General features: G+C 71.8%; 8 protein-coding genes and 1 pseudogene. 5 read left to right on the forward strand and 4 right to left on the reverse strand.

Annotated elements, in window-relative coordinates:
- Window positions 1-495: pseudogene (locus tag AN216_RS20680) on the reverse strand (sporulation associated protein); the annotation flags it as partial.
- Between the two features lie 1,030 nt (window positions 496-1,525).
- On the opposite strand from AN216_RS20680, the gene AN216_RS20685 reads away from it, so the two are divergent.
- On the forward strand, window positions 1,526-3,964 hold the full coding sequence (locus tag AN216_RS20685) for a macrolactam cyclase family protein (protein ID WP_107402051.1): 2,439 nt from the start codon (window positions 1,526-1,528) through the stop codon (window positions 3,962-3,964).
- A 143-nt stretch (window positions 3,965-4,107) separates the two neighbouring features.
- Here the strand turns inward: AN216_RS20685 and AN216_RS20690 are convergent, their stop codons facing one another.
- Window positions 4,108-6,171 (reverse strand): sigma-70 family RNA polymerase sigma factor, encoded by a 2,064-nt coding sequence (locus AN216_RS20690; RefSeq protein WP_070198205.1) that lies wholly within the window; start codon window positions 6,169-6,171, stop codon window positions 4,108-4,110.
- A gap of 211 nt (window positions 6,172-6,382) precedes the next feature.
- Window positions 6,383-7,309, reverse strand: coding sequence for a TetR/AcrR family transcriptional regulator (locus tag AN216_RS20695; protein ID WP_070198206.1), 927 nt, complete (start codon window positions 7,307-7,309; stop codon window positions 6,383-6,385).
- 327 nt (window positions 7,310-7,636) lie between these two features.
- Here AN216_RS20695 and AN216_RS20700 point away from each other — a divergent pair, with 327 nt between their 5' ends.
- The 3 genes from AN216_RS20700 (at window position 7,637) to AN216_RS20710 (ending at window position 12,386) form a co-directional block, all read left to right on the forward strand.
- Window positions 7,637-9,013, forward strand: coding sequence for an NAD(P)/FAD-dependent oxidoreductase (locus tag AN216_RS20700; RefSeq protein WP_338059273.1), 1,377 nt, complete (start codon window positions 7,637-7,639; stop codon window positions 9,011-9,013).
- A gap of 462 nt (window positions 9,014-9,475) precedes the next feature.
- Window positions 9,476-11,260 carry an ATP-binding SpoIIE family protein phosphatase gene (locus AN216_RS20705; RefSeq protein WP_420855779.1) on the forward strand — a complete coding sequence of 595 codons (1,785 nt, stop codon included), beginning with the start codon at window positions 9,476-9,478 and terminating at the stop codon, window positions 11,258-11,260.
- A 175-nt stretch (window positions 11,261-11,435) separates the two neighbouring features.
- The gene (locus AN216_RS20710) at window positions 11,436-12,386 is read left to right on the forward strand and encodes a hypothetical protein (protein ID WP_070198208.1); all 951 of its coding nucleotides are present in this window, start codon (window positions 11,436-11,438) and stop codon (window positions 12,384-12,386) included.
- Between the two features lie 304 nt (window positions 12,387-12,690).
- Here AN216_RS20710 and AN216_RS20715 read toward each other — a convergent pair whose 3' ends face one another.
- Window positions 12,691-14,049 (reverse strand): MFS transporter, encoded by a 1,359-nt coding sequence (locus AN216_RS20715; RefSeq protein WP_079166797.1) that lies wholly within the window; start codon window positions 14,047-14,049, stop codon window positions 12,691-12,693.
- A 254-nt stretch (window positions 14,050-14,303) separates the two neighbouring features.
- Here AN216_RS20715 and AN216_RS20720 point away from each other — a divergent pair, with 254 nt between their 5' ends.
- The gene (locus tag AN216_RS20720; protein WP_070198210.1) at window positions 14,304-14,849 is read left to right on the forward strand and encodes a MarR family winged helix-turn-helix transcriptional regulator; all 546 of its coding nucleotides are present in this window, start codon (window positions 14,304-14,306) and stop codon (window positions 14,847-14,849) included.
- Window positions 14,850-15,000: the final 151 nt, after the last annotated feature.

The following is a 15,000-nucleotide window of genomic DNA, read 5'->3' on the forward strand; positions in this document are numbered from 1 at the left end:
CGCCGCCGCACGGGCCGCTTCCGGCCCGCGCGCCACCGTGCTGTCCGCGGGCGCGATCAGCCACCGGGAGGTGGGGGTGGCGTACGCGCTGACCGCGAACGAGCCGGCCAGGGTCTGCCAGATGCTGCCACCGCGCCGCCCGCCGGAGTCCAGCCGGTACAGGTCGGTGGCGGACTTCACGGCCGCGCCCACGTCCCGTGGGAAGGCGAGGCCGACCTCCGGGGTGGGGTCGGCGTCCGCCAGACCTATCTCGTGCAGCGGGACCGGACGGCCCAGCTTGCTGCCGATGGCGGAGGCGATGAGGTGCGGAGCGGCTCCCTGCGGGACCATCCCCTTCGATACCCAACGGGCGACCGACGTCTTGTCGTAGCGAAGAGTCAACCCCCGCTGCGCCCCCAGGTCGTTGACCCGGCGGGCGAGCCCCGCGTTGCTGATTCCCGCGAGGACGAGGACGGTGCCGAGTTTCTCGTTCGGCCCGCGTGGCTCTCTGGACATGCGCACCCCTGACACACGACGGTCGCCCGCGGTGGACGCCGAGGCTCCGGACGAGCCACACCGACGCGTGACCGCGGCCAGGGCCTCCCCGTCCACGTTGGTGCGGAAAAGCTCTGCGACCCAGCGTAGTTCGCCGGATTCCAAGCGTTAAGGGGCTCCGTGTCGGTTGGCGGGAATCATGTGACCGGTGCGGGCCCGGGCGCGGGCGGTCCCATGAGCCGTCGGCATGTGCTCCCGGCGTGTGGTCATGCGCCCGTCCGTGCGCTCTGTGCCGACCCTCGGCGGACGCGATTCCATGTGAGTCGCGTGGGTCGGCCTGCTGAACTGCACCCAGTGGGCCGGGGGAGGCCGTCGCCCCATATCCCCGCGGGCGGCGGCACGGTCCGGAGGGCGAGCCGTCCTCCGGACCGTCATTTTTGGCCGAATGACGCCGGTTGACCCATCCGGCATATGCGTGCGCGGCGAATCACCATAGCTACCCCGTGGTGGCCTCTCGCACACCTGCCGCTCACCCGCCCTCCCGGTACGGACCTGTGGCCGCCTGGGGCGGGGGTCGGCCGGCGTCCAGCGCCGGGCATGGCCTGGCGACCGACGGCGGCCCGGGAGCGGTTCGGAATCGGTTCGCAAGCGCGGACCGGATATGCCAGCGGCGCGTTACCCAGGAGGCTGACACGCCGAACCCCCGGAAGCCGGTCGATCGGAGCACGCGTGCACTCGCGCGAGTCCACCGGGCAGCTTCGTCGGTATCCTTCCCGTCCGCCACGACGGCCTTCCCTGACCTGCGGTGACCTGCCGCACGACCGCCCAGAGCCGCCCGTGCCGGCGACCCGGCACGCCAACTGCCGCGCATTCGCGGCGCACTTCACACACTTATGCGCCCCTTGAGCGCCTCCGTCCGGTCGCTCTCGTGGCAGCATGGGCGTGAACGGTGACTGGAAGCAGCACCAATCGGGCTTTTGCGAGCCCCGGAACCTGCTGACCCTTGGGATCTCCGGGATCTCAGGGACGTGACGGGCGGAGGCGTGCGGCGATGCGATGGCTGGTCGGATGGAGCAGCTCCGCGGGGCCGTACGGCGGCATGCAGCACAACGGCGCTGGCCGGCGCAACGGCGGCGGACGCCGGAACGGCGCGGGCCGAGGCGTGGATCACGGCGCGGGTTACGGCCCGGGTTACGGAGCCGTCCCCGGCTCCGACGACCCGGAGGCGTACGCCCACGGTGCCCATGGCGCCCATGGCCCCGACGGCGCTGATGGGGCGCACGGCGAGTACGGCCCCGAGTCGGTCCGTCCGGTCGGCGCACAGCTCCTGTGGGGCGGCCCCGATCCGCTGTGGGCGGTGGGGGACTGGCGACCCGACGAAGTACGGGTCATCCAGGCCGACTCGGGCAACCGGATCGCCGTACTCGGGCACTGCGGCGCGACCGACGAGGAACTGCGCCTCGGGCTCTACACCAACCGGGGCGGTGCTTTCCGCCACCTGACCGCCTGGCCGGGCAGCTACACGGCGGTGGCGAACGTCGGCCGCCGCATCACCATCGCCGCCGACCTGGCCGGCGTACGCCCCGTGTTCCACACGCCGTGGGCGGGCGGCAACGCCTACGCGACGGCCGCGTTGCCCCTGGCCGACCTGGTCGAGGCGAACCTCGACATCTCGCATCTGGCCGCCCTGCTCGCCTGCCCCGACGCGCCCGAAGCGCTTGGCGACGGCACCCCTTACGCCGGCGTGCGCCGCGTACCGCCCGGGCACGCCCTCGTGCTGCGAGACGGCAGTAGCCACGAGATCGTCAGCTACGAACAGGCCGGCTCCTCCGTCCTGTCCGCGCCCCCGCCGGTTGACGCGGACACCGCCGTCGCGGGGGTGCGGGACGCGCTGGTGGCGTCCGTACGCGGCCGGTTGGAGGCACCCCGGCACGCGTACGAGACCGACTTCGACCGTCTCGACCCCGGCCCGGTGCCCGGTATGGGGCCCGCCGAACGACGCGCGGCACGCGGCGGACGAACCGGTCCGGCTCCGGGCATCGGCGCCGACCTGTCCGGAGGCCCCGCCTCCGGCACGCTGGCCCTCCTCGCCGCCGGTCTGCCCGGCATGCCCGGCACGGTGATGGGCACCGGGGACACCGAGGCCGGCGAACGGCTGCTCGCGGTCACCTTCAACGACCTGACCGCCGCCACGCGCGGCGCGACCTCCGGCCGCGGGCCAGGCGGTTCGGCGGCTGCCGGGACGGGGACTGCCGGGACGGCGGACTCCGGAAGCCACGAGGCCGACCTGGAGCGGGCCCGTACGATCGCGGAGAACCCACGTCTGCACCACCTCGTCGTCACCGGAGGCGAGGAGGCGCTGCCGTACGCGGACCTGGAGAGCGGACCGTTGACCGACGAGCCCGCGCCGGCCCTCATCACCGCCGAGCGGCATCGCCTGCGGCTCAGCGCAGGGAGTGCCGACCACCTCGTCGGACTCGGTGCTCGGCAGGTCCTCGACGCGCATCCGGCGCGCCTCGCCGACCTGTTGCTGGACCGGAAGCGCCGGCACCTGCTGCGCCCGGTGACCGCGCTGGCGCGTGCGGAGGGGGCCGAGCGCGGGCTCGGCGCGGGCCGTTCGCTGGTCGTGCCGGCGACGGTGTACCGCGCGGCTCGCCGGCTCGCCCGTACGTCCTACCGGGATGGGGTGCTGGAGGCGGCGAGACATCTGCGGGAGAGACGTTTCACGTCTCCGGGGCAGGACGCGTCGGGCGACGGGGGCGGGGTCGGGGACCGGGACTCCGGACCGAACGGCGTCACCTCCCTGGACGCTACCCTGGCCGCGCTCGCCTGGTGCAGGCCCGGGCCCGCCGCCCGGTGGATGACCGGCGAGGCACTCGCGGAGGTGTCGCTGCGGCTGGAGGCGGCGGCCATGGCCCGACCCATCATGGAGCGACCCGGCGAACGCCGTGCCCGCGCCGCGCTCGCCCGGCAGGCCGCCAACCAACGGGTGCTGGAACAGGCCGCGGAGGTCCGCAACCAGCGGCTGCACGCCCCCTTCTACGACAACCAGGTCGTCCGTGCCTGCCGCGAGCTCCCCGAATCGGCGCGGGTGAAACCAGGGCATCGAGCGTCGGTGTTGCGTGCGGTTCTCGCGGGCGCCGGCGTACGCGAGGTTCCCCCCGGCTGGGGCGCGCCCTCCTACGCCTCACACGCCGCCTCCGCGCGGGTGGGGCTGCGACGGGCGGTGGAGGAACTGGTCGAACTCTTCGAGGCGCCGCTGCTCGCCGACGCCGGGCTGATCGAGGCGCGGGTCGTACGTCAGGCCCTGCGCGCCGCGGCGAACGGCGAGACGCTGCCGCTGGACGGTCTCGCGGACCTGGTCTCCACGGAGGTCTGGTTGCGGAGACTGCTGGCTCGGCGCGGCAGTTGCTGGACGGGCTCCGCCGCGCCACGGCAGCGCGCGGCTGCGGCCGGGGTCACCCCGGCACAGCAACGTCCCGCGCTGTGAGGGCGGTTGCGCGCTCCGAGACAGGGCCAGGCCGGGCGGGAATGAACCGGCCGAACCGGTGACCGGTGTGGCGGGAACGCCCCGGCGCGAGCCCGCACGACCCGTTCACTCAGTGGCGTTTCCCCGCGGTGCCAGCGTGCCGTTCACCGGCAGGTGATGCGGGACTGTGCCCAGTCCGCCAGCGCGGCTCTGCCCGCCGGACCGTCCGGTTCGACGACCAACCGCAGTGTCCGTACGCCGGAGAGCGGGACGTGCACGGCCTCCGGCGCGGCCCCACGGCGCACCACTGGTGACTGCCAGAGCGTCTCGCCGTCACCGAGCACCGCGAAGCGGACCCCTCGGTCGCCGGCGCTCAAGTCGTCCACACCGGCCAGGGCGTCGTACGCGACGCATTCCCGGTTGAGGTCGATGAAGACCGAGGAGGGAGCGCGGACGGACACCCCGTGGTCGTAGCTCGATCCGCCGATCCGCAGGTGATCGCGTTGCCACACCCAACTGCCGCGCCCGAGGCGCACCGTGGGCTCGTCCGCCTCCGGGTCGTCGAGCACGGCCCACTCAAGCTGGCTGACCTGGTAGTTGGCTGGCGGAGGCGGTTCCGGCGGAGGAGGCTTCGTCGGTTCCGGTTCCGGTTCTGGTGGCGGGGTCGGCGTGGGTTCCGTCGGCGGGGTCGGCGTGGGTTCGGGCGTGCCGCTGGGCGTGATCTCCGGCGGGGCGCTGGGTTTGGGGGCGCTTGGTTTCGGGGCCGGTCGAGGAGGCGGCTCCGGGCGCTCCTCGGGCGGCGCGGGCTTCTCCGGCTCGGGCGGTCTCTCGGGCTGCTGCGCGGGAACGGTCGCCGGAGGTGTGGGCTTCGCCCGCGGGTCCTGCGGCTGCGTGTTCCCGACGAGGGCCAGCGCGAGAGCGATGCTCGCGGCGGTCGCGATGCCGGCACCGATGCCGATCTTGACCGGCGTGCCGAGACCCTTCGACGCCGCGCCGCCACCAGGCCCAGCTGCCCCACCGGCCGTACCAACCGCACCGCCCGTCGCCCCGGCACCGCCTCCGACGGCCGCGGCCCCACCGCCGGCCAGCAGCGCACCGAACGCCTTCGCCCCGCCGGCGGCTCCGAACCAACCGATGAAGGCCAGCGGCACGAGGATACGGATCTGGCTGTTCAGGTCGGTGACCTCCAGCGCCGCCGTACGACACCGGGCGCACGCCTCCAGGTGCTTGCGCAGCCCGCGCTCGGCCCGGGTCCGCAAGCCTCCACGGGCGTAGGCCCCGAGCCGGTCGGCGTAGCGCGCGCAGTCTCCGCCCGAGGTCAGACTGTGGCTGACGTGGGCCTGGAGATACGCCTGCTTGAGTTTCTCCCGGGCGCGGTGCGCCAGTACGGCCGTGGCGTTGTCCGACAGACCGAGCAGCGGAGCGACGTCCTTGGGCTTCGCGTCCTCCACCGTCGTGTGCCACAGCACCGTCTGGTACTTCTCCGGCAGGCTTCGGAACGCCTCCACCGCCAGGGAGCGGTCGGCCTCCCGCATGGCCCGCACATCCGCGCCGAGATCCAGGGTGTCCTCGTCACGAGCGGTCGACGCCCGGGCAGCCGACTGTGCGAACACCGCGAAGTCCTCGACGAGTTGCTCCCGTCTCGTCGTCTTCGCCCAGGCGGCCGCCACCCGACGGACCGAGGTGAGGAGATAGGCGCGTACGGCGGTCCGGGGGCCGGCGCCGCGGCGTACGGCCTGGAGCGTGCGGGCGAACACCTCGCCGGTCAGGTCCTCGGCGGTGTCCGCGTCCCGGCAGCACGTACGGGCGTAACGGCGTACCGCGTCGGCATGGCGGCGGAACAGTTCGTCGTACGCCTCACTGTCGCCCTCCCGCATACGTGTCAACAGCGCGGCATCCGCCTGGGCGGCATCCGCTGGCGCGGACTCGGACCGGCGCACCGCGTCCGAACCTGCCGTGCGCTGCTGCGGGACGCCTCCGGCTCCGGAACCGCCGGGCTCACCGCCCTGCTCCCCCGCGCCCGCCCCCCGCGCCTCCGACTCGTACGCCGGCGGTCCACCCTGCCCCGGGACCTGGACGGGAGCGTCCCCATCGTCAGCCGGGTGATGAGCCGGCCCGGTGGGCGCGGCGTCATCGCCCGGCGTGGCGGCCACCTCTCCGCCCCCAGGCTCGCCGTACGGCCCGGTGACGCTCTCGCCGTGCGAGTCACCCCGCCCGTCAACGCCCATAGTTGGAGTCCCCGCAGGTCTTGTCGCAGCTGAGTTCGGGGTCACTGTGCCACACGGAAGACGCGCCGTGTCCCGAGAAGTCCAGTTACCACCCGTCCGGTGCGTGTTGGGGGCAGACGCCGCTCATCTCGCCCTTCCGTCTGGCATCATGCCCCCGAAGCGCTTTCGCTGACCGTGACACCTGAACAACTCCCGGTGCTCAGCGCCGCATTCAAGCGGAAACTGCCACCGGGGAACGCAGCCCGGCCAACAGGATCTCCAACAGGCGGGTCGACGCCGCGGTCTGCTGGGAGGGGTCCGGGAGTATCGGCGCGGCCGTCGCTATCACCAGCAGGACGTCGCCGACAGTGACGTCGTCCCGCAGCTGTCCCGCCGCGCGTGCGCGCGCCACCAACTGACCGACCACCTCGAGCAACTCCGCCGCCCGGGTCTCGTCCTCCGCCCCGTGCGCTTCCTGCGGTGCCGAGTCGCCGGGCCACGCCGGACCGGCGGCGGACACGTCGGGTGAACCCGGTGAACCCGTCTCGTCGCCGGACCGCGGGAGGGACTGCTCGTCGTGGAGCACGGAGCGCTCGTGCTCCACGGCCTGGCGCTGGTGCGGCACCCGCACCGAGCCCTCCGGGTCCCCGAGGGGGGCGAGCGAGTCCAGAGGCTCCGACGCCCCTCCTGGCTCGGTCCCCCCGCCCGACTCGGGCACCTCACCCGTCCGTGCCTCCGTCGCCGGTAGCCCCGCCTGTGCGTCCGTCCCACTCACGGAATCGGTCCGCAGCACCTGGGGTGGCAGCAGCCGCCCGGCTCCCGAGGCGACCGAGGTGTGCAGAAACCGGGACAGGGCCGCCCACGGCTGTCCCTCCTGCTCAAGCGCCGCCTGTGCCTGTTCGGTCAGGCGGGCCGTTTCCTCGGCGGCGATATGTCGGACGAGCACGTCCTTGCTGGGGAACCGGCGATACACCGTCCCCACCCCGACTCTGGCGCGCCGCGCGACGTCCTCCATCGGCGCGCCGTAGCCCAACTCCCCGAAGACCTCCCGCGCGGCGCGCAGGACGTGCTCGAGATTGCGTCGCGCGTCCACCCGCAACGGCGTGGCACGTGTGGTGTCCTGGACTGCCTGAACCTGCATGATCGTTCCCCCGGTCATGATGTCTCCCCCCGGAGACCCCCGTCCGTGTCGGCGGTGACGCGGTCCAACGATCAATGGTCATCGACACGACGCCCCCGTGGCAGACGAAGATAGTTGACCTACGGTCATGAGAGAAGAGGGCACATCTCCGTATCCTCACCACTCGGCGCTGAATGACCCGGATGCTCCTTCTGCGGCATCCGCCGGATCGCGCGACCAGTCCGCTGACCAGGCACGTACCGCTCATTCCGGAGGGACAGGAGAATCGGACCTCGTGGTTCCGCCGGTCATACGAACAGGTGGAACCTGTGGACAAAACCCTGCCGCGCGGTGCGTCATGGACACGTGACGAAGGAACCCGTACGCATTCTGGTCGTCGGCGGCGGCTACGTCGGCATGTACACCGCCCTCCGCTTGCAGCAGACGCTCAGACGGAAACTGCAACGCGGCGAGGTCGAGATCGTCGTGGTCGCGCCGGACCCGTACATGACGTACCAGCCGTTCCTGCCGGAGGCCGCCGCGGGCTCCATCTCACCCCGGCACGTCGTCGTACCGCTGCGACGCACACTCCCCGCCTGCCGGATCATCGTCGGGGAGGCGACGTCCGTCGACCACACCGCCCGAGTGGCGACCGTCGAGACCGTCACGAGCGCCGAGGAGGGAGCGCCGCTGACCGTCCCGTACGACGAACTGGTCCTCGCCCCCGGCTCGGTCGTCCGCACCCTGCCGGTACCGGGGCTCGCCGAGCACGGCATCGGGTTCAAGACCGTCGAGGAAGCCATCGCGCTGCGCAACCACGTGCTCGAACAACTCGACATCGCCTCGTCCACCCGCAATGTCGAAGTACGGGACTCCGCCCTCACGTTCGTCTTCGTCGGCGGCGGCTACGCGGGCGTGGAGGCGCTCGGCGAACTGGAGGACATGGCCCGCTACGCCTGCCGCTACTACCACAACCTGCGCCCCGAGGACCTGCGGTTCCTACTGGTGGAGGCGAGCGACCGCGTCCTCCCCGAGGTCGGCGCCGAGATGGGCCGGTACACCCTGCGTGAGCTGCGCCGGCGGAACATCGACGTGCGCCTCGAGACCCGGCTGGACAGCTGCCGCGGGCGCGTCGCCGTACTCAGTGACGGCTCCCGGCACCCCGCCCGGACCCTCGTGTGGACGGCGGGGGTCAAGCCGCACCCCGTGCTGGCCGCCACCGGCCTGCCGCGGAACGGGCGCGGGCGGCTGCGGTGCACTCCCCAACTCCGGGTGGTCGACACCGAACACGCCTGGTCCGCGGGAGACTGCGCGGCCGTACCGGACCTCACCGCCGAGGCGCGGGAGCCGGACCCCGAGGCCACCACGCCCACCTGCGCCCCCAACGCCCAGCACGCCGTACGACAGGCCCGCCGCCTCGCCGAGAACCTCACCGCGGCCCTGGACGGCGCCGAACTCAGCGACTACCGACACCCGTACTCCGGTTCGGTCGCCTCGCTGGGCCTGCACAAGGGGGTCGCCCACGTGTACGGCAGGAAGCTCAAGGGATACCCTGCCTGGTTGCTGCACCGCGCGTATCACCTCAGCCGGGTGCCCACCTTCAACCGCAAGGCCAAGGTGCTCGCCGAGTGGACGTTGTCCGGTCTTTTCAAGAGGGAGATCGTGTCCCTGGGCTCGCTCGAACACCCCCGTGCCGAGTTCGAGGTGGCCGCCGGCACGGACCGCCGGACGGGCGGGAGCTGACCGGAGCTGACGGAACCTCCCGCCGCGTGTGCTCGTCTGAGAGAGCGTCGGAGCACGGGTGTCAGTGCCATGGGCCACACTGAACGTGTGACCATGGGTGGGGACGTATCTGCGAAGAGTGATAGTCGTGAACGGCAACACCAACACGGCCAACAGCGCCGGAAGCAGCAACAGCGCGACGAGCGACCCGGTCGCGCGCCACAGGACCAACGCGAGGAATCGGACGACGTGAACTTCACGCGCTGGAGCGCCCGGCTGCCCAAAGCCGCTCGGCGTCGAGCCGCGCGGGCGGCGAGACAGGCGACGGCGCCGCGCCAGCCAGCCGGCTCGGAGTCCGAGAGCGGGCCAGCCGTGCCCGCCGCCCGTGACAAGCGCAGTGGAGCGGACGGCGCGGCAGCGGGCGCGGGCGCTGGTGCGACGGCGCAGTTGCGGGACGCCGCCTCACGTCCCGCGAACGAGGTCATGAGCGCGTCCCGGCCCGTCAGCGACTCGGCCAGCGCCGTCACTTCAGGCAACGTGCGGGAGTCGGGCGGACAGGCCGGACCGGACGGCTCGAACCCACAGGTGCCGACCACGGCGCCGCCCGGCGCTCCCGTCGACGGTTCTCCCGTCGACGGGACTCACACGGACGAACCACGCACGAACAGCCCGGAGGTCCCGCACAGCCGCGCCCCCGAGCCACCGCTCGAGCCGTCGACCGGACACGACCCGGGCGCCTCCCAGGAGACCCGCGCCGTCGGTGCGCTCAGCAGCATCGACGCGTTGCCGGTGGACGGCCTCCTCGGACAGGTCCCCGCGCTCGCGGCGGTCGTCTGCGGCGCCGAGCACCGCATCGCGTACGTCAACGACGCCTGGGCCCAGGTGTTCGGCCCCCGCTCGGTCGGTGCCCCGGCGCGTACGGCCCTGCCGGAGGTCGAGGAGCTGGGCCTGCTCCCGCTGATGGACCAGGTGCTGCGCAGCGGTCGTCCCCGCAGCGTCAAGTCCCGCCGGATCGAGGGCCGCAACCGTACGAGCTACTACACCTTCACCTGCACGCCCATCACCTCCGCCGAGTACGACGGCGTGCTGATCTTCGGCACCGACGTCACCGACCAGGTCGAGTCCGCCGAGCGACTCCGCTCCAGCGAGCGCCGCCAGCGTCAGGCCGCCGTGACCCTCCAGCGCAGCCTGCTGCCGCAGGAGTTGGAACAGCCCGACGACCTTCGTGTGGCCGCCACCTACCAACCAGGCGGTACGGACGCCGCGGTGGGCGGCGACTGGTATGACGTCATCACCCTCGGCGCCGGACGCACCGCGCTGGTCATCGGAGATGTGATGGGCCGCGGCGTCCGCGCCGCCGCCGTGATGGGTCAGCTGCGCACCGCCGTACGCGCCTACGCACGCCTGGACCTCCCACCGCACGAGGTCCTGCAACTCCTCGACGGACTGGCCTCCGAGATCGACGCCAGCCAGATCGCCACCTGCGTGTACGCCGTGCACGACCCCAGTGAGGGCTGCCTCAACTACGCCTCGGCCGGCCATCTGCCCATCCTCGTGCGGGACGCGGAGGGCACGGTCCGGGCCACCGCCGAGCCCACCGGCCCGCCGCTCGGGACGGGCGGCTGGCAGCACACCTCCGGCTCCGTGCCACTGGAGGCCGGTTCGACGGCGCTGCTCTACACCGACGGGTTGGTCGAGCGCCGGGACGCCGACATCGACGAGGGCATCACCGAGTTGGAGCGGGCCTTCGCGGGAGCCACCGGTCAACCACAGGTGACCTGCGACCGGATGCTGCGCGCCATGCGGATCACCGCCGAGCACGACGACGACGTCGCCGTGCTGGTGCTCCACCACCCCGAGCGGTCGGACACGGAGGCGGAGTTGTTCCGCGGCGCCTCACTGGACCTGCTCGGTGGTACGGAAGCCGCGCCGCGCGCCCGCGCGTTCGCCTCCGGAGTGCTCACCTCCTGGCGGTTCGCCACCGAGCTCCACGACCTGGGCGTCCTCGCGGCCAGCGAACTGGTCGCCAACTCCCTCCAGCACGGCACTCCGCCCATGCGGCTGCGGCTGCGACGTACGGACCGCCGGCTGATCGTGGAGGTCACCGACGGCGACGACCACCTGCCGCGCCGGAGACAGCCGGAGCCCGTGGACGAGGCGGGGCGCGGCATCTCGATCGTCGCCACCATCGCCTCGACCTGGGGCTCCCGGCGCACGCCGAGCGGAGGCAAGGCCGTGTGGTGCGAGTTCGCCCTGCCCGCTGACTGAGGACCGGCCCGGCGGGCCCGCCCCCAGGCGTGCGTGCGGTCCCACGCGACGCGCGGTGCGGGCGGGCGGCCTGGCCCGGGAGCGGACTGTCTCGGCACCGTCAAACCGTCGAAGAGCGGGCCCGGGAGCCACGGGTTGGGAGCGCCTTGTCAGAGGCTGTTGTTAGGTTCCACGGATGATCCACCACCTGGATGACCTCATCGCCCGGGCCGTTGCCGAACACGATGGCGACATCTACGAACTCGAGGATCTCGCGGACGACACGCCGGAAGAGCTGGCGCCGCATCTCCCGCGGTTGCTCGCCGCGGACGTGGTGTATCCGGCCAAGCTGTACCGCGCGGCCGACAGTGAGGTTCAACGTGGCCTCGTGATGAAGGTCGACGCTGGCTGCAAGGACGGGCTACGCCTCAATCACCTGCTGCGGGCCTTGGCACAGGCGCGAGGCCCGGTCGCCGAGGCGGCCTTCCGGCGCTGGCGCGAGCAGCCGCCACCCGGTGCCGACGAGCTCTGCGTCGGCCCAGCCGATTACATGCCGGAAGGCGGCTGGATGCTGGACGGGAACCAGGTGCGGGAGTTGGCCGGGAGCACCTCCTACTACCTGGAGGCCGAAGAAGACGGGGCGGGGGGACACGGAGACGACGCAGAGTCCGGACACGAGCGCTGCCTTGGATGTGGCGGTCCGATGTGGACGGCGTTGGACCTGGACACCGCCGACGAGCGGGTCGCCGAGGCACTGGCCCACGTCGGTTGGGTCGGGCGACTTCGGCTGGCTGTCTGCTACCAATGCGATGTTGACGCCGACACGGTGTTCATCGAGGTCGGATCGGACGGGACCGCTCGTCTGTCAGCTCCCGCTGAGCCCGGCACGAACCTCCAGGCGATCGAAGCTCCTACCGTACGAATGGTTCCCGACCGCCGAGCAGGCCCCCATCCCGTTCACTCGGCAGTCGGCGGCCAGCCCGTATGGATGGAGGACGCCCATTACCCTGAGTGCTCGAAGTGTGGGAAGTCCATGACCTACGTCGCCCAGATCGACATGCAGGACGTCAGTCACCTGGTCGGATACCACACGTTCTTCCTGCACACCGAGTGCAACCTGGCAGCCATGATCTCGCAGGGCGAATGAGACGGACTCCAGCTTCAAGGTCGGAACGTTCCCGCTCTTCGAGCTGACCGGCCCGCGTGAGTCGGTTTCGGTGCGCGGGCGGGTCAGGGCAGGTGAGCGCGGTGGCTCCTGAATCCTTGGCGGACGCGGCCTGGGGAGAGGCCGCCTCGAAGTGTGGGGACGGGAGCACCTGTTCGCGAGGAAGCCGGACAGCCACCACTGTCGGCCAGTCGCGTACGCCGTACGTGCACCCGCCCCCGTGCGACCTCCCGCACGACCTCGCGCACGAAAGAGGCGGCGAGGAAGACGGGAGCTGGTGCGGCGCTCAGCCGAGCGTCGCCACGGACCGTTCGCGGTCCGGCGCCGTGGCGCGTGCCGGGGCCGCGGCGGACTCGGACGTGCCGTTGTGCGCATCCGCCACGACGGGTGCCGAGCTGGCGACCACCGTGGAACCAGCCGCCCGTGCCGGATTGTCCTGCGCCGCCGTGAGATGGCGACCGAGGCACAGTGCCAGCGCGCTGATCCCCAACGACGCGCCGACCAGCAGGACGATGTACGCCGTGAACGCGCCCTGTGCCGCCATGATGCCGCCCACGGCCGGACCGACCGCCACCCCCAGCTGCTTGACCAGCGCGAAGGCCGAGTTGTACTGCCCGACCATGCGGCGCGGCGCCAGGTCGGCGACCAGCGGTGCCACGGTGGGGGAGAGCATCGACTCCCCGAGCCCGAAGAGCATGTACGTCGAGATCAACAGTGTGGTGGCCACCGCCTGCGCGTGCGGGACGAGGCCGGAGAAGCCGGCGGCCAACCACGCGACCAGCCAGATCAGACCGACCAGCGCGATGACCCGGCTGCGCCGCTTGCCTTCCACCAGCCGGAGCACGACGAACTGGGTCGCCGCGATCGTCGCGGTGTTGGCGAACAGCGCGACGCCCAGCGTGGACGCGGGGATACCGGTCACCTCGACGCCGTACGCCGGCAGCCCGGACTCGAACTGGCCGTAGCAGGTGAAGAAGAGCACGAAGCCCAGGACGCAGAGCAGAAGCATCGCCCGGTGCGAGACCAACTGTCGCCAGCCGGCGGTCGGCTGGCGCGAGTCGTCCGGCGGGTCGCCGTCGACGCTCGCCACCTTCGGCAGCCGCACCCCGGTCAGCACCCCGGCCAGCACGAGGAACATGACCGCCTCCACGCAGAAAAGCGTGGTGAAGGTGCCGGGTCGGTGTTCGTCCACGATCTGGCCGCCGAGCAGTCCGCCGACACCCATGCCCAGGTTGTTGAGGAAGAACTGGGTCGCGAACGCCCGTGACCTGGTGGCCGTCGTCGAGCACCGGACGATCATCGTGGCCAGCGCCGGCTGTACCACCGCTACTCCGCCACCCATGAGGGCGGCGCACACCAGGACGTACGACGCGTTGCCCGACAGGCCCAGTCCCAGCGCTCCGATCGCGGCCGCGGCAACGCCGCCCAGGGCCACCGGCATCGGTCCTCGTTGGTCGATGATCCGACCGACGAGAGGCAGAACGAGCAGCGCGGCGGCGGCGAAGACCGCGAGCACGGCACCCGCGGTCGCGGCGCCGAGTGCCCGTACCTCGGCCACGTACAGGAAGAGGTACGGCACCGTGAAGCCGCTGCCGAACGCCGCGAGGGCGTTGCCCAACTGAATCCGGCGCAAGGTCGCGTCCATCGCCGTGGTCACACTCACCTACCCAGGTCGTCGAAGGTTCGGATGGTCACACGCGCACCACACCGTCGACCGATGAGGTCAACGGCCGCGGTGTCGGTCACGGGGGCTCAGCGGACAGGGGAAGCGCTCCCCACCCTCTCCAGGGGAAGGAGTGAGCCGCTGTCCGCCGAAGACTTCAGAGCTAAAGTTCGACGCTAAACACTACACAAGGCAAGGCTTCGAGGTCGAATCAGTTCCGTGGCATACTCCGTCCCATGCCCGACCGACAGCCGTCACTGGACGAGCAGATCGCCATCTACCAGCGTGAGTACGGCGATCTGGACCCGCGGGTGGAACAGGTCGTCAACGCCCTGAGCCGGCTCGAGCGACGGATGGGCGTCGCCTACGGTCGACAGTTGGCCACGCTCGAGCTGAACAACCCGGAATGGGAGGTGCTCAAGGAGCTGGTGATGGCGGGCGAGCCGTACCAGCTCTGGCCGGGCACCATCGCCCGCCGTCTGGGCCTGACCCCGGCGGCGATGACGCATCGCATCGATCGCATGGTGACCGCGGGGCTCGTCACTCGGGAGCGTGATCTGGAGAACCGGGTGCGGGTCATCATCGGGCTCACGGACGCCGGGCGGGAGAAGTGGCTCCAGGTGATGCGACGCGCCTCGGTCTTCGAGGAGAACCTCCTCGGAGACCTGTCTCAGCAGGAACGGGAAGTGCTCGGCGAGCTGTTGACCCGGGTCCTGCGGCGGGTGGAGGACGACCAGCCAGACGCGGGCGGCAGGTTGACGGATCTGGGCGAACCCGTTTGACAGTTCCGGGCGGCATCCGTACTGTTCATCAGGTTGCCACGGGGCCGGTTGGTTCCGGGGGAGCGTTTCTCGCCGTCGTGTGACGGCATCCATCTCTGTGTTGGACACCCTTCCGGGGTCTGTTTCGGCATGCCGGAATGCTTCGGGAATC

It is taken from the genome of Streptomyces oceani (genome assembly GCF_001751245.1).
GTDB lineage: Bacteria > Actinomycetota > Actinomycetes > Streptomycetales > Streptomycetaceae > Streptomyces > Streptomyces oceani.